At 43.5% G+C, this 25,069-nt stretch carries 25 protein-coding genes; 20 read left to right on the top strand and 5 right to left on the bottom strand.

The annotated features are described in order from the left end of the window. The first annotated feature begins 92 nt into the window (after positions 1 to 92). The 10 genes from M8E35_RS10825 (at position 93) to M8E35_RS10870 (ending at position 10,883) form a co-directional block, all read left to right on the top strand. Entirely contained in the window at positions 93 to 2,393 is a 2,301-nt protein-coding gene (locus M8E35_RS10825; RefSeq protein WP_252469178.1) for a pyridine nucleotide-disulfide oxidoreductase/dicluster-binding protein, read from the top strand. Beyond that, on the top strand, positions 2,390 to 2,602 hold the full coding sequence (locus M8E35_RS10830; protein ID WP_252468938.1) for a DVU_1557 family redox protein: 213 nt from the start codon (positions 2,390 to 2,392) through the stop codon (positions 2,600 to 2,602). Before M8E35_RS10825 ends, M8E35_RS10830 begins: the two co-directional genes overlap by 4 nt. 13 nt (positions 2,603 to 2,615) lie before the next feature. Beyond that, a complete protein-coding gene (locus M8E35_RS10835) occupies positions 2,616 to 3,062 on the top strand; it encodes a DVU_1555 family C-GCAxxG-C-C protein (RefSeq protein ID WP_252468941.1) in 447 nt (148 codons plus the stop codon). A gap of 5 nt (positions 3,063 to 3,067) precedes the next feature. After that, the gene (trsM, locus tag M8E35_RS10840) at positions 3,068 to 3,823 is read left to right on the top strand and encodes a DVU_1556 family methyltransferase (RefSeq protein ID WP_252468944.1); all 756 of its coding nucleotides are present in this window, start codon (positions 3,068 to 3,070) and stop codon (positions 3,821 to 3,823) included. Positions 3,824 to 3,836: 13 nt separating this feature from the next. Continuing rightward, positions 3,837 to 5,186, top strand: a complete 1,350-nt coding sequence (gene trsS / locus M8E35_RS10845; RefSeq protein ID WP_252468947.1) for a radical SAM (seleno)protein TrsS — start codon at positions 3,837 to 3,839, stop codon at positions 5,184 to 5,186. A gap of 2 nt (positions 5,187 to 5,188) precedes the next feature. After that, a complete protein-coding gene (locus M8E35_RS10850) occupies positions 5,189 to 6,532 on the top strand; it encodes a DVU_1553 family AMP-dependent CoA ligase (protein WP_252468950.1) in 1,344 nt (447 codons plus the stop codon). 1 nt (position 6,533) lies between these two features. Then, positions 6,534 to 7,685 carry a DVU_1551 family NTP transferase gene (locus M8E35_RS10855; RefSeq protein ID WP_289710783.1) on the top strand — a complete coding sequence of 384 codons (1,152 nt, stop codon included), beginning with the start codon at positions 6,534 to 6,536 and terminating at the stop codon, positions 7,683 to 7,685. Continuing rightward, positions 7,685 to 8,797, top strand: coding sequence for an XdhC family protein (locus tag M8E35_RS10860; RefSeq protein ID WP_252468953.1), 1,113 nt, complete (start codon positions 7,685 to 7,687; stop codon positions 8,795 to 8,797). The genes M8E35_RS10855 and M8E35_RS10860 overlap by 1 nt, the downstream gene beginning before the upstream one ends. 12 nt (positions 8,798 to 8,809) lie before the next feature. Then, positions 8,810 to 9,433, top strand: a complete 624-nt coding sequence (cobC, locus tag M8E35_RS10865) for an alpha-ribazole phosphatase (RefSeq protein ID WP_252468956.1) — start codon at positions 8,810 to 8,812, stop codon at positions 9,431 to 9,433. Positions 9,434 to 9,719: 286 nt separating this feature from the next. After that, complete coding sequence (locus tag M8E35_RS10870; RefSeq protein ID WP_289710784.1) at positions 9,720 to 10,883, top strand: iron-containing alcohol dehydrogenase; 1,164 nt, start codon at positions 9,720 to 9,722, stop codon at positions 10,881 to 10,883. Positions 10,884 to 11,212: 329 nt separating this feature from the next. Here M8E35_RS10870 and M8E35_RS10875 read toward each other — a convergent pair whose 3' ends face one another. Continuing rightward, a complete protein-coding gene (locus M8E35_RS10875) occupies positions 11,213 to 12,235 on the bottom strand; it encodes a molybdopterin-binding protein (protein WP_252468959.1) in 1,023 nt (340 codons plus the stop codon). 264 nt (positions 12,236 to 12,499) lie between these two features. Here M8E35_RS10875 and M8E35_RS10880 point away from each other — a divergent pair, with 264 nt between their 5' ends. Further along, on the top strand, positions 12,500 to 13,597 hold the full coding sequence (locus tag M8E35_RS10880) for an XdhC family protein (RefSeq protein ID WP_252468960.1): 1,098 nt from the start codon (positions 12,500 to 12,502) through the stop codon (positions 13,595 to 13,597). 178 nt (positions 13,598 to 13,775) lie between these two features. Here the strand turns inward: M8E35_RS10880 and M8E35_RS10885 are convergent, their stop codons facing one another. The 4 genes from M8E35_RS10885 to M8E35_RS10900 all read right to left on the bottom strand — a co-directional run bounded on the left by M8E35_RS10885 (position 13,776) and on the right by M8E35_RS10900 (position 17,379). After that, positions 13,776 to 14,519: an energy-coupling factor ABC transporter ATP-binding protein gene (locus tag M8E35_RS10885; protein WP_252468962.1), complete on the bottom strand. Its 744-nt coding sequence runs from the start codon at positions 14,517 to 14,519 to the stop codon at positions 13,776 to 13,778. 1 nt (position 14,520) lies between these two features. After that, a complete protein-coding gene (locus M8E35_RS10890) occupies positions 14,521 to 15,222 on the bottom strand; it encodes an ABC transporter permease (RefSeq protein ID WP_252468964.1) in 702 nt (233 codons plus the stop codon). A gap of 170 nt (positions 15,223 to 15,392) precedes the next feature. Beyond that, positions 15,393 to 16,280 carry an ABC transporter substrate-binding protein gene (locus M8E35_RS10895; RefSeq protein ID WP_252468966.1) on the bottom strand — a complete coding sequence of 296 codons (888 nt, stop codon included), beginning with the start codon at positions 16,278 to 16,280 and terminating at the stop codon, positions 15,393 to 15,395. Between the two features lie 181 nt (positions 16,281 to 16,461). Continuing rightward, complete coding sequence (locus M8E35_RS10900; protein WP_252468968.1) at positions 16,462 to 17,379, bottom strand: helix-turn-helix transcriptional regulator; 918 nt, start codon at positions 17,377 to 17,379, stop codon at positions 16,462 to 16,464. 385 nt (positions 17,380 to 17,764) lie between these two features. On the opposite strand from M8E35_RS10900, the gene speD reads away from it, so the two are divergent. The 9 genes from speD (at position 17,765) to M8E35_RS10945 (ending at position 25,067) form a co-directional block, all read left to right on the top strand. Then, positions 17,765 to 18,142 carry an adenosylmethionine decarboxylase gene (gene speD, locus M8E35_RS10905; RefSeq protein ID WP_073029624.1) on the top strand — a complete coding sequence of 126 codons (378 nt, stop codon included), beginning with the start codon at positions 17,765 to 17,767 and terminating at the stop codon, positions 18,140 to 18,142. 260 nt (positions 18,143 to 18,402) lie between these two features. Further along, positions 18,403 to 19,170, top strand: coding sequence for a polyprenyl synthetase family protein (locus M8E35_RS10910; protein ID WP_252468970.1), 768 nt, complete (start codon positions 18,403 to 18,405; stop codon positions 19,168 to 19,170). A gap of 15 nt (positions 19,171 to 19,185) precedes the next feature. Next, positions 19,186 to 20,040 carry a UbiA-like polyprenyltransferase gene (locus M8E35_RS10915; protein WP_073029623.1) on the top strand — a complete coding sequence of 285 codons (855 nt, stop codon included), beginning with the start codon at positions 19,186 to 19,188 and terminating at the stop codon, positions 20,038 to 20,040. A gap of 20 nt (positions 20,041 to 20,060) precedes the next feature. Continuing rightward, positions 20,061 to 20,753 carry an FO synthase gene (locus M8E35_RS10920; RefSeq protein ID WP_252468972.1) on the top strand — a complete coding sequence of 231 codons (693 nt, stop codon included), beginning with the start codon at positions 20,061 to 20,063 and terminating at the stop codon, positions 20,751 to 20,753. 21 nt (positions 20,754 to 20,774) lie between these two features. Beyond that, positions 20,775 to 21,857, top strand: a complete 1,083-nt coding sequence (gene mqnC / locus M8E35_RS10925) for a cyclic dehypoxanthinyl futalosine synthase (RefSeq protein WP_252468974.1) — start codon at positions 20,775 to 20,777, stop codon at positions 21,855 to 21,857. Between the two features lie 4 nt (positions 21,858 to 21,861). Further along, positions 21,862 to 22,629: a twin-arginine translocase subunit TatC gene (gene tatC, locus M8E35_RS10930; protein WP_252468975.1), complete on the top strand. Its 768-nt coding sequence runs from the start codon at positions 21,862 to 21,864 to the stop codon at positions 22,627 to 22,629. Positions 22,630 to 22,641: 12 nt separating this feature from the next. After that, positions 22,642 to 23,004 (top strand): Sec-independent protein translocase subunit TatA/TatB, encoded by a 363-nt coding sequence (locus M8E35_RS10935; protein ID WP_252468977.1) that lies wholly within the window; start codon positions 22,642 to 22,644, stop codon positions 23,002 to 23,004. 7 nt (positions 23,005 to 23,011) lie between these two features. Further along, positions 23,012 to 23,980, top strand: coding sequence for a polyprenyl synthetase family protein (locus M8E35_RS10940; RefSeq protein ID WP_252468979.1), 969 nt, complete (start codon positions 23,012 to 23,014; stop codon positions 23,978 to 23,980). 481 nt (positions 23,981 to 24,461) lie between these two features. Further along, complete coding sequence (locus tag M8E35_RS10945) at positions 24,462 to 25,067, top strand: TetR/AcrR family transcriptional regulator (RefSeq protein WP_252468981.1); 606 nt, start codon at positions 24,462 to 24,464, stop codon at positions 25,065 to 25,067. Positions 25,068 to 25,069: the final 2 nt, after the last annotated feature.

Consider the following 25,069-nt stretch of genomic DNA (forward strand, 5'->3'; position numbering starts at 1 on the left):
TAGTTTTACCACAGGGGACCAAAAATTGTTTGAACAAGTTTAGGTTCCCTGTGGTTACCCACACAGCAAATATTAAAGAAGTTGGTGCTGCTATGGATCAGGTTGAACTGAGAAGGCTAGAAAGTAAGTGCAGCCAAGAAAATCCTCCCGCTTGTACAGCTGGGTGTCCAATCCATGTAGATGTTCGTAAGCTGATGCAGGCCATTCAAAATCAAGACTGGAAAAGCGCCGCATCAATACTACAGCAGAAACAGCCCTTTCCGGGAATTATTAGCAGGATTTGTGACCATCCCTGTGAGGATGTGTGTAAACGTAAAGATGTTGGAGCAACCGTAGCTATTTCTAACTTAGAAAAATTCTGTCTGGAAAACCATGCTCCCAAAATTGCCAATGTCGGAGCTGTTCCCCCTAAAAGCCAGACCGTTGCGGTGGTTGGCAGTGGGTTAAGAGGCCTGACTACAGCCTATGACCTAGCACGAAAAGGGTACATTGTTACGCTGTTTGAAAAATCAGATCGCTTGGGCGGAAACTTGTGGAAACATCCAGAGCAACAACTTCCAGCTCAGGTAATTACGAACGAACTTTCAGTTTTGAATCGTCCAAATGTGACAATTGAGCGTAATGCAGGAATAACCCGACAGGATTTGTCTCAACTAAAAGAACGGTTTGATGCTTTATATATTGGCTTTGCTGCACAATCTGAAGACGCCTTGGAACTGTTGGGTGAGAATAGCAGAATTGACCCGATAAGTTGCACTACGCCAATAGCAGGTGTATTTGCTGGTGGACAGCTTGGCAATAATTCCCCAATCAATGCTGTTGCTGATGGCCGGAGAGGTGCAGTATCTATCGACAGGTACCTGCAAGGAGCCTCTCTAACTGCCTCCCGCGATGGCGAAGGGGCCTTCGAATCGAATCTATTCGTCAACCTGAACAAAATCCCATCCCTGCCTGCTGTACCCATGAGTCATGAATCCGGGGGTTACACTGGCGAAGAAGCTGTCCGGGAAGCCGGTAGGTGCTTAAATTGTCAATGCCTTGAATGTGTAAAAGCCTGCAAATATTTGGAGTCCTATGGTGGTTATCCCAAAAAATATTTGCGGGAAATATACAATAACGAATCTATCGTCATGGGCACACGCCACGCCAACAAGATGATTAATTCCTGCACCCAGTGTGGGTTGTGCGCTGAAGTATGTCCGAATGATCTAGACATGGGACAGGTTTGTCTTGCATCCCGGGAAAGTATGGTTAGGAGAGGGAAAATGCCACCGTCTGCCCATGATTTTGCCCTGCGGGATATGGCTTTTAGTAACAGTGAACAATTTGCTTTGACTAGACATCAACCAGGGTTTGATTCCAGCAAATATGTTTTCTTTCCAGGCTGTCAATTGAGCGGCTCATCTCCGGAACATGTGGAAAAAGTATATGCCTATTTAACAGAACAGCTTGCCGGAGGAGTAGGGCTGATGTTGCGTTGCTGCGGCGCTCCTGCGCATTGGGGCGGTGATCAGGGACAGTTTCAAACCAGCTTTGAGGAGATGGTTGCGGAATGGGAGAGCTTGGGTAAACCGCAGCTGATTGTAGCCTGTTCTACCTGTCACAGTATATTTAGGGAAAAATTACCCGGAGTTGTTTCTCTTTGGGAATTAATAAAAGATATGGACTTACCCGTTCAAGGGGCCGGTACAAATTACGGGAAAGTAGCTGTACAGGATCCCTGTACCACTAGATATGAACAAGGAATACATGAAGCAGTTCGCCATATCTTGCTCAGGCTAGGTTGTGAAATTGAAGAATTGCCTTATAGTAAAGAACTAACTAAGTGTTGCGGTTTTGGCGGCCTAACAGCCTTCGCCAATCCGGGACTTGCGCGGAAGATCGTTGAAAATAGGATAAAAGAAAGCACAGCGGACTATGTAGCCTACTGTGCCATGTGTAGAGATAGATTTGCTGCTCATGGTAAGCGTACATTACATTTATTAGATCTCATTTTTGCTGATGATCTGCAAAATGCTGCCACCAGACCTGATTCGGGATTTTCTCAACGGCATGAGCACCGGGCAAGACTAAAAAGAACGTTACTGCATAGATTCTGGCAAACGCCGCAGGAAAAGGAAAGGGGTTATAGGACTATAAAAATAATATGTAATGAAGAAATAAGTAAGCTTATGGAAGAAAGACTAATCTTGCTCGAAGATGTTCAACAGGTAATTGAACATGCGGAAGGCACGGGAAGAAAATTTATCAATCCGGATAACGACAACTATTTAGCCTATTTTCGCCCTGCCAGAGTGACATATTGGGTTGAATACCAACCTCAAGAGAATGGTTTTGTAGTCTTGAACTCATATAGCCACCGGATGGAAATTGTCGAGGAAGTGAAACCATGAATAAGACAGATAATCTGCCGCCCAAACCCGTATGGAAGTGCGGAAAATGTGGTGGTGAACTAAAGCATGGTACGGTAAAAATAACCTATCTAGGAAATGATCTTAGAGTTGAAGAACTGAAATGCCTTAATTGCGGCTTGGTGTTGATCACCGAAGAGCTGGCTTTAGGCAAAATGTTTGAAGTAGAACAAAGCCTTGAGGATAAGTAGAGGGGGGAGCAGAATGGCAGTCGATGCCTTTCGCCTGTTTCAATTAGCCACTCAGGGATTCTGTTGTAGTCAGATTATGTTAATTCTCGGGTTAGATGAACAAGGAAAGGAAAACTCTGACTTAATTAAAGCAATGCAAGGGTTATGTGGTGGTATAGGCAGGTCGGGGAAAACCTGTGGTGCACTTACCGGGGGGGCATGTTTAGTAGGATTGAACGCAGGGAAGGGGAGTCCCAGCGAGTTCAGCCACGCTAAAATTAACCGTATGATTAATGTCTTACTGGAGTGGTTTGAAGAAACCCATGGCAGTATCAAATGCTCAGGAATTTTAGATCACTCTCTGGATGAGGGCAATGAGTATCCTGTACAATGCGGCAATATTGTTTCAACCACCTTTAGTAAGGTATATGAAATTTTAGCGGTCTATACCGAAGACCCTGAGTCGATGGACGAGGATTAAAGACTATGAAAAATGATACGTTTAAATTGTATGAGAGTGACCTGCTGAGTCAGACCACAGGGGTTACTTTGAGACCGGGCGGGTTTGCTTTAACCGACCTGGGAATCGGAAAATGTGACTTGCTCACGGGAGCACGGGTTCTGGATGTAGGATGCGGCAGCGGTGCAACGGTAGAACGTTTAGTTTCTCAGTATCAGCTCCAAGCTATAGGGTTGGATTCTTCAGAGGTATTGCTAGAGAGTGGAAAAAAGAGGAATCCGGACTTAAACCTGATACGAGGGCTGGGGGAAGACCTGCCCTTTCCAGTGAACCACATGGATGGAGTGTTGGCTGAATGTGCCTTGTCTGTGATGGAAGACCTGGATCAAGTCCTAAACGAAATTTTTAGGGTGCTTAAACCGAGGGGATGGTTGCTCGTAAATGATGTATATGCACGCAATCCTGAGGGTCTCCAAGGGCTTCGGGAGCTCAAGATTGACTCTTGTATCCGAAGAGCGTTACCCAAGGAGCAATTCGTTAATAAACTTGTCGTACATGGGTTTAAGATCGTTGATTGGACGGATCATACGAACCTATTGACCCAGCTGACTGTCGATCTAATCATGGCCCATGGCTCTATGACCCAGTTTTGGCTAAAGACCTCTTTAGGCTCATGCTCAGGCGCAGATTCGGTTGAGCCCAGCCTGGTTCAGGTTGCGTTAAAGCAGGCGAAGATGGGATATTTTCAACTAATCGCCCAAAAGGATGCTCACTGCAGTTAGAGAGGGATAGCATATGGACATAATGGATAAATGTTTAATTGCCACGGCCGAAAGTTCATGTACCGAGAGTTTGTGTCCGGAATGTTTGCAGAGGATTCCAGCGCAAAGAGTGGTTCAGGGAGAAAAGGTTTATATGGTGAAACAATGCCCTGAACACGGGGAGTATCGAACTCTGCTTTGGCGGGGGAACCCTCAATGGGATTTATGGGTCAGACCAACGATTCCAACCCCTCCCAAGGAGTGTTTTACCCAGGTTGAGAGAGGCTGTCCTTTTGATTGCGGCTTATGTGAAGATCATTACAAGACGACTTGTACAGCCTTGATAGAAGTTACGCAGCGTTGTAATTTGAACTGCCGATTTTGTTTTGCTAATGCAGGAACGGAGCTCGACGAACCTTCCTTGGCCGTCATAGAAGGGTGGTACAAAAACGTCCTTGCTGCCAGCGGCCCTGTCAATATTCAGTTATCCGGCGGTGAGCCAACCCTCAGAAATGACTTGCCGGCAATACTGGAGATGGGAAGGACATTGGGTTTTAACTTCATCCAGCTTAACACGAATGGCTTGCGACTGGCGGAAGATCCTGGCTTTGTGGGCCGATTGAAGGAAGCTGGTCTTAGTTCCGTGTTTTTGCAATTTGACGGTACAGAGGATTCGATTTATCAGGCAATCAGGGGTCGCAGGCTCTTTGAGGTTAAAGCCAAAGCGATAGAGAACTGTGCCCAACATGGGATTGGGGTTGTGTTAGTACCTACGCTGATACCAGGGATAAACACTCATAATATCGGAGGAATCATCAAGTTTGCCCTGGAAAATCTTCCTGCAGTCCGAGGGGTGCACTTTCAACCTGTCAGTTATTTTGGGAGAATTCCTAAAGAACCCCTGGATCAAGACCGGATCACACTCCCCGAAGTCATTCAAGCCATCGAGGAACAGACGGATGGACTCATCAAAGCAGCCAACCTGAAACCTCACAATGGACGCTGTTCTTTTAGCGGCAACTTCACGAGACAACAGGATGGCAGCTTGAAAGCAATTATCAATAATTCGTGCTGTGCCGGACCAGAGCGAGCGGATGAATTAGCCAGAAAAACACGAACCTTTGTGGCCAGGCAGTGGTCAGGAGCAGAAAAGCTAACAATTGAGTCTCCCGTTAATAACTCATGGGATAATCTAATCCAACAGCTAAAAACCTATGCTTTTTCCATCAGCGGTATGGCCTTTCAAGACGTGTGGAATCTGGATATTGACAGATTAAAGAATTGCTGCATACATGTGGTAAGCCCTGAAGGCAAGTTAATTCCTTTTTGCGCCTATAACCTCACGGATAAGTTTGGGCACTCAATTTATCGAAGGGAGAGATAGGCTTGGGCATCAAAACCACCTCCCTGGAGGGTTGGATAAAGCACAAGATTACCGGAGAAAGTTCAGGCGTCTTAACCCGAAAGTTGATTGAGGACTATCAGTTGGGCAAACTTCAAGAAACACTCAACTTGGTAACCAGTAAAAGTCGATTTTATCAACGTTTGTACTCTGGAGTAGATTGTAAGCTGTCAAGTTTACAAGACATCTCAAAACTGCCCTTTACTTCAGCCGAAGATTTAAAGGATAATCCTCTCGATTTCTTGTGTGTTCCTCAAAATGAGATCGACAGGATCGTCACTTTGCAGAGTTCCGGTACCACGGGTAAACCTAAACGTTTGTTCTTTACTGAGGCGGATCAAGAATTGACCATCGATTTTTTTCAACATGGCATGTTAACCTTGGTAAAGCCCGAGGACAGGGTTTTGATAATGTTACCTGGAGATACACCGGGAAGTGTCGGGGATTTATTGCGTATAGGTTTAGAAAGAGCAGGAGCAACAGGGGTTGTCCATGGTCTGGTTACGAATCCAGAGTCCACCCTAGAACAAATTAAACGGGACAATATCAACGTATTAGTAGGGATACCTACTCAAGTATTGAGTTTAGCGAGGTATAAAGATTCCCAGGGCAACACTCCCTCTTTGAGTTTGAGAAATGTTTTATTAAGTACAGACCATGTACCTTGGGCTATTGTGGAAGAACTCGAAAGGGCATGGGGGTGTAAGGTGTTTAATCACTATGGCATGACTGAGATGGGGTTGGGAGGCGGACTGGAATGTGAGGGCTTCTGTGGTTACCACCTCAGAGAAGCAGACCTCTTTATCGAAATTATCGATCCCAGTTCAGGGCTGCCGGCTGTGGATGGGCAACTGGGCGAGATAGTCTTTAGCACTTTAACCAGATCAGCTATGCCTTTAATTCGTTATCGTACGGGTGATATTTCTAGGTTTCTGATAGGCCCTTGTACCTGCCACACGGTACTAAAGCGACTGGAACGAATAAAGTCCAGAGAAAAGGTTTATCTGACTTCAGCAGATTTCTTAACTATGGCAGACTTTGATGAGGTTTTGTTTGCGCTTGATAACGTTCTTGATTTCGAGGTGTCCCTAACAAAGAGCCTGCTAGAAAAAGCAAACTACTTACAACTCGATATTCAGCTAAAGGGACCTGTTTCCTTAGAAGCGAAAAGAAATGTTCAACTGGCTTTAGATAAAATCCCTGTACTAAAGGGTGCCAGACAGAGCGGCAGGTTGAGGGTGCTCTTTTATCTATTCTCAAGCTCTGAAGTGACAGTTAGAAAAAGTACAGCTAAACGACAGATTCAAGACAAGAGAGGGAGTGCCTAAATTGCTTGCTAAACCAGGTGAGGATTTCTTAGCAGCGATCATAGTTGCCGCAGGATACTCTTTTCGAATGAAACGCTTTAAACCACTTTTATCGTTGGGGGGAGACACAGTCTTAGAGAAAGCTGTGAATAGTTTTCTGAAGAGCGGGGTTGAGGATATCCGAGTGGTGGTTGGGCATCGGGCCAATGAATTGTGTCCAGTCTTAGATAGATTAGGAGTACAGACCATTGTTAACCCCAATTTTTCGGAAGGAATGTTCTCCTCAGTGACAGCAGGAGTTAAAAGCTTGTTACCAACAGTCAAAGGATTTTTCCTATTACCGGTCGATAATCCTATCGTGAACAGGGAGACTTTGGAAAAGCTTCAGAGCACGTTCTTCACAACGGAGTTCGGCATTATCTATCCAACTTATCAGGGAATGAGGGGACATCCCCCCTTAATTTCCAGCCGCTATGTGAACAAGGTAATGTCTTGGGATAAACCGGGGGGAATGAGAGCTTTATTGGAACAGTATGAACATGATGCCATCAATGTTGAGGTTGATGATCCGGGTATTTTACTCGACATGGATACACCGGAGGATTACCGGCAGATGCTGAAGTACTGTGGTGATACCGATCCCCAAGTCCCCACAGAAGAAGAGTGTTATACAATCTTAAAAAATGCTAACACGTCTGTAAAGGTGTTTAATCATTGCAAGCAGGTAGCTCAGTTAAGCAGTGCAATGGGAAGCCATTTAATCAGGTCTGGCAGTAATTTGGACCTCGAATTAATCAGGGCAGCTGCACTGTTACATGACTTGGCCAAAGGTGAACCCCACCATGCCCAAGTTGGAGCCGAAATGCTTGTCAATTACCCAAAGGTAGCAGAAATTGTTGCAGAACATACGGATATTTGTCTGAACCCGGGTGATTCATCCATAACAGAAAAAGAAATCGTCTATTTGGCCGATAAGCTTGTCATAGATGACCAGATTATTTCACTCCAGGCTAGATTTTCTGGCCCCGTAGAGCAGTATAAAAACGATCAAGAGGTAACGGAGAAAATTAAGCAACGCTTAAGTAACGCCGAAAGAATCCAGACAAGAATAGAACAAATTATTAAGATACCTTTACATGAAATAAGGAAGGTTGATCTAGGGGGACAAGGCTAATGGAAAAGGAAATATACCAAGGGCTTAAAAAAGCGAGTGACAAATATTTGGATGTGGCTCTAATTACAATTATAAGTGTGCTGGGGTCAACTCCCCGTAAGCCTGGCGCTAAAATGTTAGTGTTTGCTGACGGAACGACTGTGGGAACCATCGGCGGAGGATGTGGAGAAGCAGAGGGGCGGCGGGAGGCTCTTAATGTTTTAGCATCTCACGCTCCGAAAGTTCATTATTTGAATATGACCGCAGACATTGCCCAGGAGGAGGGAATGGTTTGTGGAGGAATCATGGGATTGTTCATTGAATATTTAGGTTCTCAGAGCCCAGTGGAACAGGTCACTCTCATGAAGGATTATCTGTCAGCTGTCAATGAAGCTGCAAATCCTGTTCTCGTAACGGTGATAGAGGCAACTGAAGGGCGATTAGCAGGAAAAAAAATGTTCGTTAAGGATAACGGGGAGGTAACAGGTGATCTGGGTTTAGAAGAACTCACGAGAGTGGGACTGGAGAGCATCAAATTAGGGGGTAAACGGTGTCAGCCGCTCTTAGTTAGTTTAGATTCTGAGTTTGAGCCGTGTGATACCACCGTAAACAAAGCAACATTCCGTTTTTTGGTGGAGACCCCGACTACAGTTGTCCAATTGTTGATTTTAGGAGCAGGCCATATTGCACATCCCCTCGCCACCATGGCCAAAATCGTTGGCTATGAGGTTACAGTGGTCGATGATCGTCGATCTTTTGCCAATTCGAATCGTTTTCCTACAGCTGATAAGATCATATGTGATGATTTTGAACGTGCCTTAGATGAAATAACGATCAATCCGCAAACTTTTGTCGTCATTATTACTCGTGGGCATCGTTATGACAAAATGTGTCTGTGCAAAGTAATTAATCAGTCAGCCTCCTATATTGGCATGATCGGCAGCCGGAAGAGGGTTAAAGCCTTGCTTGAAGAATTGGAGGAAGAAGGAATTTCCTGTGAAGCCTTGCAAAGGCTGTATTCACCAATCGGCCTGAAAATTGGGGCAGAAACTCCTGAGGAAATAGCCGTAAGCATTCTTAGCGAGCTGATTAAGGTTCAGCGGGAGTCGAATCAGAACGGTAAACTAAAATGAGCATAAAGAAGCATGGTTAGAAAGCTTATTTATTTAGTAAGACACGGAGATATCGGACTAGAAAAAGAGAAACGCTTTATTGGACAGTCTGATCTGCCGCTAAGTACCCTTGGTCGTGAACAAGCCATCCTATTGAAGAAAATATTTAGCCGAGTACCTATAGATAACATATATTGCAGTGATTTATTAAGAGCTCAACAAACTGCAGAGATCATTGCCTCTGCCCACCCTATCATTCCTACTACTTGTGCGGAGTTGCGGGAATTGCATATGGGCGTTTGGGAGGGAAAATCCTTCGCCGAAATTAAAGCTAAGTATCCTGAAGAATTTAAAGAACGTGGTAAGGATATCGTGAATTACCGTCCACCCAAGGGAGAAAGTTTTTCTGACTGCTACGGTAGAGTGAAGCCAGTCTTTGAATACCTTTCCGAATCCGTTGAAACGACAATTTTAATTGTTGGACATGCAGGGGTAAACAGAGTAATCTTATGCCATGTACTAGGGATACCTTTAGAAAATGTCTTTCGACTTGAACAAAATTATGGTTGTGTTAACTTAATCACCAAGGAGGGTTTAAAGAACCGATTGAAATATTTTAACTATATAATAAATCGGGATCTATACAGAATGGATTAAATTGTTCATAAACAATTTAATCCATTCTTAGTTTAAGCATCGATTCGTTAATCTGTATTCTGAATATCAAAAAGTGTTCCAAAACTTAACTGTGTTCCGAGCAAAGTGAGTTAAATTAGAACAGTAAATAGTTTTAATTTAAGATAAAATTAGGATTATTTTTAATAATGTCTTGAGAATCAATGGTTAGGTCCCGACGAAATCAAATATTCAGATTATTGGCATGGGTCTTGCAATACTTTAAAGACAAGCGTAACAAACGCCAAGAAAAAGGAGGCAAATGTATATGTCAATTGTTCATCAAGTTTATGGGTATTTCATGCCTACAGTTAACCTTATGGGTGCTGGAGCAGCACAAGAAACAGGAAAGCAAGCAAAATTACTGGGTGGAAAAAAAGTTCTGCTAGTGACCGATGCCTATCTCGAAAAAATGGGTATGGCTCAGGAAATTGCTGACATAATTGAAAAAGAAGGCGTCAAAGTTGTAATTTATGGCGGTGCTGAACCAAATCCGACCGATAAAAACGTACATGATGGGTTTGACATCTATACCAAAGAAGGATGTGACCTGATCGTTTCAGTTGGCGGGGGATCTTCCCATGACTGCGCCAAGGGGATTGGCCTTGTTGCAGGTAATGGCGGAAAGATTAATGACTATGAAGGCGTAGATAAATCTCCGTTGCCTATGGCTCCAATGATTGCGATTAATACCACTGCTGGTACGGCAGCTGAAATGACGAGATTCTGTATTATCACGGATGCTGCACGACATATTAAAATGGCTATCGTTGATTGGCACGTAACTCCTAATGTCTCGATTAATGATCCCTTATTAATGATGAAACAACCTCCTAGTTTGACAGCTGCTACCGGAATGGATGCGCTCACTCATGCGGTTGAGGCATATGTATCTACAGCCGCCACACCACTGACCGATTCGGCCGCCTTAATGGCATTTAAACTAATCCCTAGATATCTGCGTCGTGCTGTAGCAAATGGTGATGATTTTGAGGCTCGGGACAAAATGGCTTATGCCCAATTATTAGCTGGAATGGCATTCAATAATGCTAGTTTAGGTTATGTTCATGCAATGGCCCATCAATTAGGTGGATTCTATAATTTACCTCATGGTGTATGTAATGCAATTCTTCTCCCCCACGTCTCACGCTTTAATATGATCGGAAATCTCGATCGTTTTGCAGAGATTGCTGAGGCAATGGGAGAAAATATTGATGGACTTTCTGTCAGGGATGCAGCAGAAAAATGCTTAACTGCAATCGCTACATTGTCTGCTGATGTTGGAATTCCTTCCGGGTTGAAAGAACTGAATGTCAAAGAAGAAGACTTTAAACTAATGGCTGGCAATGCCAAATTAGACGCTTGTCAATTCACCAATCCTCGTACTGCGACACTTGAACAAGTAATTCAAATCTATAAAAACGCTCTGTAATTGGGAGTGTCTAATCAAATGAAATATACAAAAAGCTCGTTGGGGAATTCCTCAACGAGCTTTTTTGTACTAGTCAGAAAGTATAATCTTTCCGTATATACTTTCTGGAAAGTCCCTTCTCGCCATCACGACACCTTGTCATCTATGGCGGTATACTAACCTCGAACATCCCTGTTCGAGTCTTGGCTACAGGGAGATTCGGCTATCCTTGGCCAGCGCATAAATGCAACTAAGGCTACCTCCGCGCCTGCAGCTTAGCGGTAGCCTTAGTTTTCTTTACCAATATTTATATGCTCTTAAGACGTTCAGCTTGTCGACATGCTAACTGATTATTTTCCAAAGGAACAATGGGGATAGGTGCAGACCGGGCAGTCGAGACAAAGACCGCCACTTCCAAGTTTGACAATGTCGTGGCGTGTCAATCTCTCTCCCGTGAGCAATCTTGGAGCGACTAAATCAAAGGCCGTTGTCTTAGAATACATGACGCATCCAGGTAATCCCATAATGGGGACATCTCCCATATAGGCAAGCAGAAACATAGCACCAGGTAAAACAGGCGCACCATAAGTGATCAGTTCCGCTCCCATCTCTTTAATGGCTGTCGGGGTGACATCATCGGGATCGACAGACATACCGCCGCTAACTAGGATCATTTCTGCTCCCTTAGCGAGTTGATCACGAATGCTACCTTGTATCAGGGATACATCATCACTTGCATAGGTTTGCTCTAAGACGGTTGAACCCCAATTTTCGACTTTTGAGCGCAGTACTGGACCGAATTTATCCTGAATTCGCCCGTGAAAAACTTCGCTGCCGGTTATCGTAATGCCGACCTTTGCAGGCTTTAGTGGCTTAACTTCCAAAATAGGAGTTGTAAATGTTTGGACGATTTCCTCTGCTTCGAGAATTACCTTCTCATCAATCATTAGAGGAACAACACGGGTTCCCGCGACTTTGGCACCTTTTTTCACAGGGTAATGATTGTGAAGTGTGGAGAGAATGACCCCATCTAAGGTATTCAAAGCTAAAATTCCGTCCACTGAAGAGTATAGAAGCCCATCGTGGGCAGCCATTAGGGTGATTTTCCCTTCTTTGGGCTCGTCAAGGATTAATCCGGAACCGGATACTGCGTGGGCGAGTCGCTCCGCGGCTTCATTCTCATGTATAAGGCCGGGCTTTTGATCCCAGACGTAAATATGTTCTTTGCCCATACTTAAGAGAACAGGGATATCCTCTTCACTTATGACATGTCCCTTGCGAAATCGAGGGCCTTTAATAACACCTGGGATAATTTGCGTCATGTCATGAATAAGAATGGCACCAACAGAATCACGCACTTTAATTTTTTCCATGTGGCAGCCTCCAATACATCATAAAGGTAAGTTTGTATGATACATATTTCAGTCAGCTGAAAAGGCCAAAGAGTAAGGCGTGACCGTGACACAAATGACCTGTTCTTACTAAATGGTATCGCATTCTCAGCAGGAGGTCAAGTAATGAGCCGGTCCTAAGCTCTGGAATTGGTAAAAGGTTCTTATACTATTCCCATCAACTGTGCTAAACTGATATAATAAAGATGCCTTTGAAGTGAAGACGGTTCCAGAGGGAGAGAACTTATGGATAAACAAGTGTATCTTGGACTAAAAAAAGTATTTGAACAAAACTTAGAAGCTGTCCTTATTACCGTAACCAGTGTACTGGGGTCGACACCTCGCAAGCCCGGGGCGAAAATGCTAGTTTTTGCGGATGGTACGACAGTTGGTACCATCGGTGGCGGATGTGGAGAGGCCGAGGCGAAACGGGAGGCTCTCAATGTTCTAACAAAATACGACTCTAAAACATATAGTTTGAATATGACCGCAGATATAGCCCAGGAGGAGGGGATGGTCTGCGGGGGTATTATGGAATTATTCATGGAGTATATAGGGACGCATACCCCCGTTGAAAATGCGGATCTTAATAAGGATTATCTTGCAGCTGTAGAGAGTCATAATCATCCGGTACTTGTAACTGTGATCGAAGCGGCGGAAGAGTCATGGCTGGGAAATAAGCTTGTCATTAAGACTAATGGAGACGTTACGGGCGATCTAGGTAAAAAGGAACTAAATAATATTGGGTTTGAGAAAGGCAAAATAGGTAGCAGAAAATGTCAGCCATTCTTAATCTGTTTAGATTTTGAGTTCAATCCGTGTGAAAGCTCATCCCCAAAAGCAGCTTACCGCTTACTGGTTGAGCCACCGACAACGGTTGTACAATTGTTGATTTTAGGCGCAGGACATATTGCTGTCCCGCTTGCAACAATGGCTAAAATAGTAGGGTATGAAGTAACTGTCGTCGATGACCGTCCATCCTTTGCCAATGTCAACCGATTTAGCACGGCTAATAAAGTTTTATGCGCCGACTTTGAAAGAGCCTTAGAGACTATTGATATAAATCCTCAAACATTTGTCGTGATTATTACCAGAGGGCATCGTTATGACAAGGTGTGTCTGAAGAAAGTAATTAATCACCCTGCCGCATATATCGGGATGATTGGCAGTCGAAAACGGGTTAAATCATTACTCGTTGACTTGGAAGAGGAGGGAGTAGCCAAAGAAGCCTTGCAAAAGCTGTATTCTCCTATAGGTCTGAAAATTGGTGCGGAAACTCCGGAAGAAATAGCTGTCAGCATTCTCAGTGAGTTGATTAAAGTTCAAAGGGGAATTGGAGAATAAACTGCTAAACGAAAAAAACGAATTTGTAAGATTTAACGATATTTTCGGATAGATTTAATTTAATTTTTGTATAAAGGATAGGCTGTAACAAGCTGGAGAAAATTTGTTGCAGCCTATCCTTTCTTTATAATTGAATAATGTTTAATGTACATGATACAGTTTGCTGGAAGCAGTTCGCTTAAAGCGAGAAATACGCGAGGAAACGGTCAACCTCTTCTATATGGCTACTCTTTTGAAGTTCAGCTTTATGGCTATTCTTTAGAAGTTCAGAGGGAGGACCTTCTGCCAGGACTTGTCCATTAAGGAGAATCAAGGCTCTGCTTGTTAAATGTGCGATGTCCTTGAAATCATGACTAACTAAGACGGTCGAAGTTTGAGTAGATTTGAAAACCTTAGCCAGATCGATACGCAGTCCTTCTTTGGTGGGTGCATCCAGGGCTGAAAATGGTTCGTCCAGAAATAAAACATCAGGCTCTATAGCAAAAGCTCGTGCCAGACTAACACGTTGGGCCTCTCCGCCTGAAAGGGAGCGTGCAGATTGTTTAGAAAGATGGATCACTCCAAACTGTTCCAACCAATAGTCCACCTTTTCTCGAATCCTTTCTTTGGGGAGGCCACGAATTTTGAGTCCCATGGCAACATTGTTAAAAACGCCAGTGTTTAATAAGAGAGATTCCTGAAAGACAATCGCAATTTTACGCCTAATCGTAAGCGGAACCGACTTTGGAACTGCTTGCCCTTGGAAATAGAGTTGTCCAGAAGTTGGAGATTCTAAAAAGGCGAGAATTTTCAACAAGCTGCTTTTGCCAGAACCATTGGGACCGATTAGCCCAACACATTCTCCGGGCAATAGATGAAAATGAAGAGGGTGTAAAATAGTTTTATGGTCCTGTATCCAGCTTATCTCCTTCGCTTCAAGCAAACTAAGGCCCTCCTTGCTGTTTTTGTTGAAGTAAGGTTAAACCTAAGGTAGCTCCGTAAGCTAGCAAGCATAAGATAATACTTAAGGCAATAGCAATGTCGAAGTTGCCTTTAGAGACTTCCAAGACTGTTGCAGTTGTTAAAACACGGGTCTGTCCTTCAATGTTTCCCCCTACTGCCATAGAAGCTCCAATCTCTGATACAACAGCCCCAAACCCGGCGATAATGGCTGCAAGCAGAGAATAACGGACTTCTTTTAGAAGGAGCCATATATACTGCAGGCGAGTGGCACCTAGTGCTTGAATTTGCAGCCTGAGTTTGGGGTTGGTTTGTTGAAGAGCGGCACAGGTTAAGGCAGCGACAATGGGAGAGGCGATGATTGCCTGAGCGATAATTATGGCCGTTGGGGTATACATAATGTTCAAAAAGCCAAAGGGGCCTGAGCGCCAAAGGAAGATTGAGACCCAAAGTCCAACGACTACCGGAGGCAAGCCCATCCCCGTATTCACGACACTTAAGACAAGTCGACGGCCCGGAAAGGGTTTCAGCGCTAGAAGGGTGCCAAATGGAATGCCGATAAGCAGGCTGATAAAAGTTCCGGTGCCCGATATTTTTAGGGTGAGGAGCGTGATGTCAATCACCTCAGGATCCCCGGTTAGGAGGAGGTGCAGGGCGGCTAAAATTCCTTGCCAGATCATTTCCATACGTTGCATTTCCCTTTCGATGCAAGGATTAAAACGAAGTTCGAAGCTCGATGTGCGAGGTTCGAACCTAGACTAAGATCGCGAACTACGGCTTCGAGCCCCAAACTTCATGCTTACACTAATACGGATATTCAAGTAAACTATAGGACAGTATCTAGCTTAGATCCTATTTATTTAACTGCATCTGCGAAGAAGAGGGCTTGACCATATTTATCTTTACCAAAGGAGCCAATGGTTGCTTGGGTTTCAGCATCAATCATAAAGTCGACAAAGGCTTTAGCACCATCAGCATTGACTTTAGGGAATTTTTCAGGGTTAACTTGCATGACATGATAAATATTTAAGAGAGAAGCGTCGCCCTCTAGGACAATATCAAGTTGTAAATTTTTCTTGGTAGCCAAATAGGTTGCACGATCGGTTAGAGTATACCCTGCTTTTTCCGAGGTGATTGTGAGAGTTTGTCCCATGCCTTGACCAGTCGACTGGTACTTATCTGTCGCTGGTTTGATATTAAGCTTTGTCCATAATCCTTTTTCCATTTTATCGGTTCCGGAATCATCCCCACGGGTAACAAAGATTGAGGAACTATCAACAATCCGCTTAAAGGCATCTGCGATAGTTTTAGTTTCTTTTACTTTAGCAGGGTCCGCTGCCGGTCCAACGATGATAAAATCGTTATGCATTACAAGTTGATAGTTAATAGCCGATTTATTATCCACTAATTTTTTTTCTGAGGCGGGAGCATGGACTAACAAAACGTCAGCATCTCCTTTTTCCCCCATGGCTAAAGCAGCACCTGTGCCAACAGCAATAGTTTTAACTTTGTAGCCGGTTTTTTTCTCAAAATCGGGAACAAGCACATCAAGTAAACCGCTGTCTTGTGTACTGGTAGTAGTTGCTAAGATAATATCAGGTCGTTCTGGTTTGGGAGTTTCGGCTTGAGGTGGGGGTGTTGTTTGACTTGGTGTTGCAGTTGTTCCGCATCCGACGAGGGTCACCATGATGACAATCATAAATAAAGCGAAAAAGTTTAAACGGGTAAGTAAGTTCTTTCTCATTAAATAGTTTCCTCCTCTAATTTAAGTTATTTTTCACATGGTTGCGCCCATTCCTAAGTAGGCATGCAAGGAATGCAAGTTAGGAACCGCCCCAAACAATTTCCACAACTTGCAAACCCACTTGAAAATACCTAACGACCAGAAACAAGGGGAAATTGCAAAGAGAACACATTAGTGGAGTTCACGGATTCAAAAGGATTTTCCCTGTCAAAGAAGTATCATACCCATTTTGTTGATGAACAGCTTGAATAAATCCTGGTGATTTTAGAATATTAATCAGTTGTTGCCAGACTGGGGTTTTGGTGGTTTTTCCCAAGCAAACCAGATCATAACGTTCTTGGAATAATGGGATGAAATCGAGGCCCAGGCGTTGGGCGGCTGCTTTTACACCGACTCCGACATCAGCTTGTCCATTGGCAACGTGACATGCAACGCCCGAATGAGTGGTTTCTTCATTTTCATAGCCTAGGATTCGACCCGGAGAAATCTTTGCCGCTCGCAGGTAAGCGTCGAGACGGAGGCGGGTTCCGGATCCTTTCTGACGATTAATAAAGTTCAGACCTTCAATAGTGATATCATCCCAAGTTTGAAGATTTAAGGGATTGCCTGGGGCGACAATAAAACCTTGCTCGCGTTGAACCAGATTAACAATACATACAGATTCGCCGGGGATAACATGTTTAACGAAGGAAATATTATAGTCTTGTGAGACATCGTCCCAGAGGTGTATTCCGGAGATATCAGCCTCTTGCCGATAAAGAGCAATGAGTCCATCCATGCTTCCTTTAAAGGAAAGTGAGGATTCTACAGGGAAGGGAGCATGTTTAAGAAACTCAAACAGAAGTTCAACGACAGGATCGTGGCTTCCTATGAAGCGAATCGTTGGCGACACAGGAGGGGGCGCAGATACAGCCGCAGGCGGAGTATTGGCGGCGCCATAGGTTCCTCTCAGGTATTGGTCTAAAACGGCAGGGTCAATTCGAAGCTGGCGACCAATGTGGTGCGCTGGTATCTCTCCCCGTTTTACAAGTTCGTAAAGAGTATACTTAGAAACCTTTAGAATTTTAGCTGCTTCAGCAGCCGTTAAGGTTAGGCTCAAATAATTTCACCTCTCTTTATACCTCGTCATTTTAAGTTTAGAATAACTGGTGCTTGCAAGTCAATAGAGATGATAGGATAAATAGGATTTAATTTGGTTAAGCTGGTTATCCTAAAGTTTAGTTAGCTTCATCAAACGGATTTAGTTAACGTTTTTGTCAAAATAATATGTGTGTTTAAGTCTGGTTTTAATTGTAAAGAATTTTAACGACACATATTGAAGTGAGGCTGAGTAGAATGATTTGATATAAAATAAAATTTTATTGACAAGACCGTACTTTATGCTAAAATTTAACGTGATGGAAATTTGGGGATGATCTGAGGAAAATGAAGATCGGGCCCAGATCTTTCCTGTTTTTTAGTAGAAAAGGGGGCAAAGATCACAATTGGCAAATTCTCTTGGACGTCATGTGTTGGCTGAGATTTATGGGTGTAGCTTCGACATTTTAAATGATCGTGAGAAGGTCGAAGCACTAATGGTCAACGCAGCTTTGGAAGCTGGTGCCGAGGTTCGTGAGGTTGTATTTCACAAGTTTAGTCCTCAAGGGGTGAGTGGTGTGGTAGTTATTTCTGAATCACACTTAGCCATCCATACGTGGCCAGAACTCGGATACGCGGCGGTAGACGTCTTCACGTGCGGGGACAGTGTCAATCCCTGGGATGCCTGTAACTATCTAACCGACCATTTCGAAGCAGGGCATATGACAGCAACAGAAATGAAGCGTGGTATTGTTGAGGATCCAAAGGAAGCGGTAAATATTTAGGAGGGATATTTATTTTACTCCGGACTAAGTTGAGTACGGATGAAGAAGACAGGTTATTCTTTATTACGGGTACTAGATAGACCTTGTAACTTACGAATATAAAGTTGCAGGGTCTATTTATATTTTAGGAAAAGGTACATATTCTTTCGATAATAATGTCATATTATCAGAGTATATTGCATATATAGGGCAGGAGATTGAATAAATATATCGAATACATAATAGGTTAATGTCTGAGTGGGAAGGCAAGGAGCGATAAGATGGTTCCGGTAGATTTCAGCTTCCGTGGGGAACTGAACACAGTTCAGGCGCATTTGCGCGAGGAAATTAATTTTAAGCCAGCTGGTTTTGAGGAATTAGTACACCTAGAAATGAATGAGCTGGATCAAACGGTTAATCCCGCTATAGTATTAGCTGTAAGTGGGTCGTGTGCAGATAATAACCGTAAATCAGAAGCGTTGGCTGGTATTATTCAGTTTATATTTATGGCTAATAAGGTTCATAGGCTCATGAAGGATGATGATGATCTTGCTGAAGAGCTGAGACAATTTCCAGTGCTCGTCGGAGACTTGTTATATGGAAAGTTTTTTCTGGAACTTTGTCGAGAGAAGCTATTGCTCTTCTTAGAACCCCTAGCTCAAGTGATGGGAACAATGAGCCAAGGGGGTATTTCGCGATGGCTTTCTCGAGATAAGAAGTTAAGCGTGAATGAGTTGCTTCAAATTATTGAATTAGAGAGTGCCTCCTTAACTGGGACGGCTGCTCGACTCAGTGCTGAACTCGCGGGGGTCTCACTTCCTTTGCAAGAAAAACTGGAGGCTTTCGGTTGGGAAATAGGATTAGCATGGGGAGCTTGGAAGGAAAGCATGGAGGTTACAGTTGTTCAGTCAATTCTACAGCGGGCGAATGATATCTTAGAGGATATTTCGGCGGAATCACAACTTGAACTCTGTCCTCTCCGTGAAGTTCATCAGTATTTGGCCATGCAATTGAGTGGAGATTATAAACCTCTTGAGATAGGATCGTAACGAACGGGGTGGAGTATGCATAAACTAAAAGTTTTCTTCGAAATGATTAAATTTGAACATACAATTTTTGCGCTACCCTTTGCTTACTTAGGGGCCTTTTTGGCAGCGGAAGGTATTCCTTCTGCTATGAAGCTTTTGTGGATAACGCTGGCTATGGTAGGGGCTAGAACAGCCGCAATGTCTTTGAATCGGTTGGTTGATCGGCATATTGATGCGCGTAATCCTCGGACGGCCCAGAGAGCACTGCCCGCGGGCCAGCTTAGAGTAGATGAGGTTTACCTATATGTTGTATTCTCATTTCTGCTTCTGGGCATTTCTGCGTATCAACTTAATTTACTGGCACTGTACTTGATGCCGATCGCTGTGTTTTTTCTGGTTTTATATTCTTATACTAAACGGTTTACTTGGGCCTGCCATTTAGTATTAGGAATTTCACTGGGCTTAGCTCCGGCAGGAGCTTGGATCGGGATAACCGGTCATTGGGCTCTGGCGCCTGTTCTCTTAGGGTTGGGAGTCATGACCTGGGTGGCAGGTTTTGATGTGGTTTATGCCTGTCAAGATGTCGAGTTTGACCGCAAGGAAGGACTGCACTCTATTCCCGCCGTTTTTGGATTACAGAGAGGGTTAGAGATTTCAGCATTTCTGCATACCATCGCACCGTTGCTTTTTATCGCTGTCGGAGTGGTAATGTCATTGAGTTGGCTCTACTATGCGGGGGTCGCGATCGCAATCGTATTGCTTTTTCGTCAACATCGTCTTGTCTCGGCAGACGATTTCTCAAAGATTGGAGTTGCTTTTTTCGACCTTAACGGTTACTTAAGCATCCTGCTTTTTGTTTTCTCGGTTTTGGATATAATCTTATTGAGCTGAAATAAAGGAGGGGTAGGCTTATGCCCTCGCTGTACGCGCAAAGCGAACTTTGGGACCTGATCGTCAAGGTTGAAGAGGGTCAGCGATTGAACTTTGATGAAGGCTTACGCCTGATCAACAGTCAAGAGATTTTGACACTTGGATATATGGCTAATCTCATACGCGAACGTAAAAATGGCAACCAAACCTATTTCATTGTCAATCGTCCGATTGATTATAGGGATATCTGTGCTTCGTTTGAAGAAAATGAAAACCGCTCTAACGCAATGATGGTCTACGGTAAAAAAAACCAAGAGGAATTGATTAAGGGTTTATTAGAACTTCGAACACTTCAAGACCAGACCAAAGAATTTTTAAGCTTTAGCCCAATTCCTTTTTTCTCGAAAACTGCGAAATTGGAAGGAACTATGGGTGTCGGAAATACAACAGGGTATGAAGATCTGAAGATGCTAACGATTTCGCGGATTCTGCTAGATAATTTTGATCATATTAAAGCTTTTTGGATGATGTTAGGTCCCAAATTGGCACAAGTTTCATTGGCTTTTGGAGTAGATGATTTAGACGGTACCGTTATTGAAGACCGAAGTACTTCTATGGCCGGGGAAGGGTCAGATCACAGTATGAGTAAGCGTGCCTTGATCCAACTCATTCAAAAGGCAGGGCGAGATGCCGTGGAGCGGGATACTCTCTATCGGGTCTGCAAGACCGGCTAAGCTGGGAAGGAGGAGAAGTGCATGCAAACGGAACCCTTAAAAATTATTGAAAAACGTTTGGCTGGTGAACGGTTGTCCATAGCAGATGGAATTGAACTGTTGCAAAATGCCGATCTCCTTTCTTTGGGACAAGGAGCAAATCTCGTCCGAGGTCAGATGCATCCCCAAAAAGTGGTGACATTTGTTATTGACCGAAACATTAACTATACAAATATTTGTTCCTGTCAATGTAAATTTTGTGCTTTCTATTGTAAACAGGGAGATCCTGAAGGATATATTTTGTCACAGGACGAATTACATGCTAAAATTGAACAAACTATTGCAGTCGGGGGAACTCAGCTCTTAATTCAAGGAGGACTGCATCCTGAGTTGAATTTAGAGTACTTTGAAAACCTGTTGCGTGATATTAAAGCCCATTACCCCATTCACATTCACTCATTTAGCCCTCCTGAAATATGGGACCTTGCGAATAAATCTGAATTGCCGATTGAGGAAGTTATCATTCGCCTTCGAAATGCAGGGTTAGATTCCATTCCGGGGGGAGGAGCGGAAATCTTGGATGATCGTGTACGACATCTGATTAGCCCTAATAAGATTGGTTGGCAAAAATGGATGGACGTCATGACCACGGCACACAAGCTTGGGATGAAAACCACTGCGACCATGATGTTTGGACACGTCGAAACCTTTGAAGAACGAATTTTACATATGGTACGTGTTCGGGAAGCCCAGGACCAAACGGGTGGGTTTACTGCGTTTATCCCTTGGAGTTTTGCTCCTTCAAACACTTTATTGGGTGGAGAGAGCAGCACAGGGGTTGAATATCTTAGGACACTGGCAGTAGCACGTTTGATGCTGGATAATGTACCTAATATCCAAGCGTCTTGGGTGACTCAAGGTTCTAAGATGGCTCAAGTTGCCTTGAGTTTCGGGGCTAACGATTTTGGCAGCACTATGTTAGAGGAAAATGTGGTTCGAGCTGCTGGTGTGCAGACGCGTGTCCCGTTACAGGAGATTATTCGTTGTATTGAAGATGCCGGTTTCCAAGCTGTGCAACGTAATACGCACTACGAATCCCTAAAGGTGTACAGGAAGGAAGTGTAGGAGAATGCGCAGGCGCAAGCGACAGCTTAGTGAGGCGAATTTGCCTTTATTGGAACATCTGAAAGCCTTACGTAAAGTCCTGATTATTTCTGCCTATGCAATATTATTAGGTACTGTTATCGGCTGGTTTTTCAGTGATCGTGCCTTTGCCTATCTTGCAGATCCGATAATCCAACTACAAGAAATTACGTTCATAACGACAACGCCCTTGGAGCCAATGTTAGTCAAAGTTAAAGTTTCTATGCTCATTGGGGTAGTCCTGGCTCTCCCTTTGGTATTCTGGCAAATTTGGAGTTTCGTCCTGCCAGCTTTAAAGCAAAATGAACGGAAATACTTATATCTTATTTTTCCAAGCTCAGTACTCCTCTTTCTCAGCGGAGTTGGGTTATGTTTTTTTGTGGTATTGCCAATTGGGCTTAAGTTCTTGCTTTTTGTAGGTGGTGATGCCGTAACTTCGTATACCCCATTGCTGACGAAGACCTCCTACATTGGTTTTCTTATGACAATGTTCTTAACCTTTGGGTTAGTGTTTCAACTTCCCATTGTCTTGTTAGTTTTAATTAGAATAGGCGTATTAACACCTCAGATGTTAGCTGCCAAAAGACGTTGGGCGATCCTCACGATTGTCATTTTGGCGGTAGTTGTTTCGCCAACTCCAGATTTACTGACCCAACTCCTTATGGCTGGGCCAATGTATCTCCTCTATGAAATGAGCATCTGGCTAGGCTATCTTGTCGCTCGCAGCAGAGAAAAAGAGCTAGCATTAAAGTAAGGGGGGCAAAACATGGGTTTAAGTGAGATCCTCTTGATTTTGGTTGTTGTACTAATCCTGTTTGGACCTGAAGACCTACCGGTTATCGCTCGGTCGATTGGTAAACTTGTTTTAGAAATTCGCAAAGCAACGAATGAATTAACTAAAGAATTCCAAAGTACAATAAATACACCTAGCAATATTATTAATAAAGCATTCGAACAAACTACTGCGCCACGTGCTTCCGAAAAGGATACAGACGCACCCCAAAGCGGGGCGGAAAATCCTAAATCAGATGAAGAACTTCTGACCTACGAGGATGAAATCCCGAAGGACCCACTGGCGGAACTGCCATTAGATATGGTATCTTATGAAGAAAAGGGTGCGAGCAGGTGAATCGGTTTTGAAACAACTCTGGCTCTTCAATCAGATAAATTCAGATTTACAACGGGTTGAAAAAGAACTGACTAAATTCGTGGAGACGGGTTATCCGATTCTCCAAGATTCTGCTGTCCATTTATTGGCTGCCGGCGGTAAGCGATTACGCCCTGCATTTACGCTCTTAGCCGGTAAATTTTATGGCTATCCGTTGGAAAAAATAATGCCAGTTGCGATGGCTTTAGAACTTATTCATATGTCTTCCCTTGTCCATGATGATGTCGTAGATGCGTCAATGACCAGAAGAGGGCGGGCGACGGTTAAAGCGAAATGGGGCAATATCGTTTCGGTGGAAACGGGTGATTATCTATTGGCAAAATCACTGATGCTCATCTCGAAGATTGATCATCCAGAGGTGGCACGCATTTTAGCAGAAATCAGTGTTGAAATGTGCCAAGGAGAGATTCAGCAGATTAAATGTTCCTTTGACGTAGAGCAAACTCTAAAACAGTACTATTACCGTATTAAACGTAAAACAGCCTTATTGATTTCTGCCTGTTGCAAATTAGGAGCTTTGGTTTCGGGAGCCCCTAAACGACAAGTATGGGCCTTAGGGGCTTACGGTCACTCTCTTGGAATGGCCTTTCAGATTGTCGATGATGTTTTAGATATTACAGCTAAGGCCTCAGAATTCGGGAAACCAATTGGGGGGGATTTGCGTCAAGGGATAATGACCTTACCCATGATCCTTGCCCTAAATTCTTCCCCGGAGTCTTCCCAATTAAAGTCTTTACTCAAGAAAATGGATAAGACGGATGATGAAGTAGGGGAAACTATAGACCTTATTAGATCCACCGGGGCGATTGATCAGTCAATGCAGCTTGTGGATTTATATATTGAGAAGGCTAAAAAACATCTGCAGGAACTGCCTAAGATTCCTACACGTAAAGCCTTGGAAGAGCTGGCTGAATTCATTCGGACCCGCAAGTTTTAGAAGAAACCACAAGCTTATAAGCAAATTGATCAAGCCCTGCAGTTCGTCTGCGGGGCTTGATTAATTTACAAGAAGTTTCAAAGATAAGATAAGCAAAAAGCCCTATTAATACGGACGTCGTCAGTGAACTCGTTCAGCTAAAGCTGAACATTGAGATCGGGAGTCTACCTCCTTCGCCGCCAAGTATTTCTATATAGGAAGGCGGCTCGGCGATTCTCTATCCTACGCCGGTAGGATTTCCTATTGGGACCACGACTTCGCCGATACTCTCCACCGGAGACTATCGTACTGGAGAGTATCGTCACCGAAGTAAAAAAAGGAACACCCACTTGAAGAAGTCGGAATTGATTAAAAATGAATGCATTCATTTTCGGTTGACAACGTATGTATCTGCAAATATAATAAAGTGAATTGATTCACTTTTAACATATAAGGTGAACACGAACATTCAAAAACGGGTTGAATCTCTGGGGGGATAAAAATGATGCAGGAAATGGGCAGACGTGAGAGAAAGAAAATTCAGACGAAAAAGACGATAGCAGAAATTGCTTTAAAATTATTTTTTAGCAAAGGGCTGAATGAAACTACAATCGCGGAAATAATGGAGAAAGCGGCTCTTGGAACGGGTACTTTTTATAATTACTTCGAATCTAAGGAAGCTATTCTTAAATACTGCCTTGCTGAAAGAATAGAGAATGCTAAACAAACTTGTGAAGATATAAAGACATCGACTTTAAATGCAACCCTAAAATTATCCCAAATGCTGCAAGCCGTAGGAAAAACTCATGAGGAAAACCAGTTACTGATAAGTTTATATATGAAATTTTACCATAATCCCGATAAAGGTGATAAGAAGGCACCCCATGGGGAATGGTTTAAGGAGATTCTATCCGCTATCATTATAGAAGGACAAGTCAAAAATGAGTTCAGAAAAGACATTCCACCCGAAATAATCATTGAGATGTTCTCTGGTATTCTTCAGTCCACAATGAGTAGTAAGCTGGAATTTTCCTTTATAGCTAATATCAATTATAAACATTCTTTGCTCTTAGAGGGTGTTATTAAGAGGAACGATGGCGAGGTGTGATA

Origin of the sequence: Desulfosporosinus nitroreducens, from assembly GCF_023897015.1 — a bacterium.
GTDB classification, from domain to species: Bacteria; Bacillota; Desulfitobacteriia; order Desulfitobacteriales; family Desulfitobacteriaceae; genus Desulfosporosinus; species Desulfosporosinus nitroreducens.

What these genes read in the sequence shown, in the direction of transcription:
- M8E35_RS10825 (WP_252469178.1), top strand. Translation starts at nt 93, where the DNA reads ATGGATCAGGTTGAACTGAGAAGGCTAGAAAGTAAGTGCAGCCAAGAA.
- M8E35_RS10830 (WP_252468938.1), top strand. Translation starts at nt 2,390, where the DNA reads ATGAATAAGACAGATAATCTGCCGCCCAAACCCGTATGGAAGTGCGGA.
- M8E35_RS10835 (WP_252468941.1), top strand. Translation starts at nt 2,616, where the DNA reads ATGGCAGTCGATGCCTTTCGCCTGTTTCAATTAGCCACTCAGGGATTC.
- trsM (WP_252468944.1), top strand. Translation starts at nt 3,068, where the DNA reads ATGAAAAATGATACGTTTAAATTGTATGAGAGTGACCTGCTGAGTCAG.
- trsS (WP_252468947.1), top strand. Translation starts at nt 3,837, where the DNA reads ATGGACATAATGGATAAATGTTTAATTGCCACGGCCGAAAGTTCATGT.
- M8E35_RS10860 (WP_252468953.1), top strand. Translation starts at nt 7,685, where the DNA reads ATGGAAAAGGAAATATACCAAGGGCTTAAAAAAGCGAGTGACAAATAT.
- cobC (WP_252468956.1), top strand. Translation starts at nt 8,810, where the DNA reads ATGGTTAGAAAGCTTATTTATTTAGTAAGACACGGAGATATCGGACTA.
- M8E35_RS10870 (WP_289710784.1), top strand. Translation starts at nt 9,720, where the DNA reads ATGTCAATTGTTCATCAAGTTTATGGGTATTTCATGCCTACAGTTAAC.
- M8E35_RS10875 (WP_252468959.1), bottom strand. Translation starts at nt 12,235, where the DNA reads ATGGAAAAAATTAAAGTGCGTGATTCTGTTGGTGCCATTCTTATTCAT.
- M8E35_RS10880 (WP_252468960.1), top strand. Translation starts at nt 12,500, where the DNA reads ATGGATAAACAAGTGTATCTTGGACTAAAAAAAGTATTTGAACAAAAC.
- M8E35_RS10890 (WP_252468964.1), bottom strand. Translation starts at nt 15,222, where the DNA reads ATGGAAATGATCTGGCAAGGAATTTTAGCCGCCCTGCACCTCCTCCTA.
- M8E35_RS10895 (WP_252468966.1), bottom strand. Translation starts at nt 16,280, where the DNA reads ATGAGAAAGAACTTACTTACCCGTTTAAACTTTTTCGCTTTATTTATG.
- M8E35_RS10910 (WP_252468970.1), top strand. Translation starts at nt 18,403, where the DNA reads ATGGTTCCGGTAGATTTCAGCTTCCGTGGGGAACTGAACACAGTTCAG.
- M8E35_RS10915 (WP_073029623.1), top strand. Translation starts at nt 19,186, where the DNA reads ATGCATAAACTAAAAGTTTTCTTCGAAATGATTAAATTTGAACATACA.
- M8E35_RS10920 (WP_252468972.1), top strand. Translation starts at nt 20,061, where the DNA reads ATGCCCTCGCTGTACGCGCAAAGCGAACTTTGGGACCTGATCGTCAAG.
- mqnC (WP_252468974.1), top strand. Translation starts at nt 20,775, where the DNA reads ATGCAAACGGAACCCTTAAAAATTATTGAAAAACGTTTGGCTGGTGAA.
- tatC (WP_252468975.1), top strand. Translation starts at nt 21,862, where the DNA reads ATGCGCAGGCGCAAGCGACAGCTTAGTGAGGCGAATTTGCCTTTATTG.
- M8E35_RS10935 (WP_252468977.1), top strand. Translation starts at nt 22,642, where the DNA reads ATGGGTTTAAGTGAGATCCTCTTGATTTTGGTTGTTGTACTAATCCTG.
- M8E35_RS10945 (WP_252468981.1), top strand. Translation starts at nt 24,462, where the DNA reads ATGATGCAGGAAATGGGCAGACGTGAGAGAAAGAAAATTCAGACGAAA.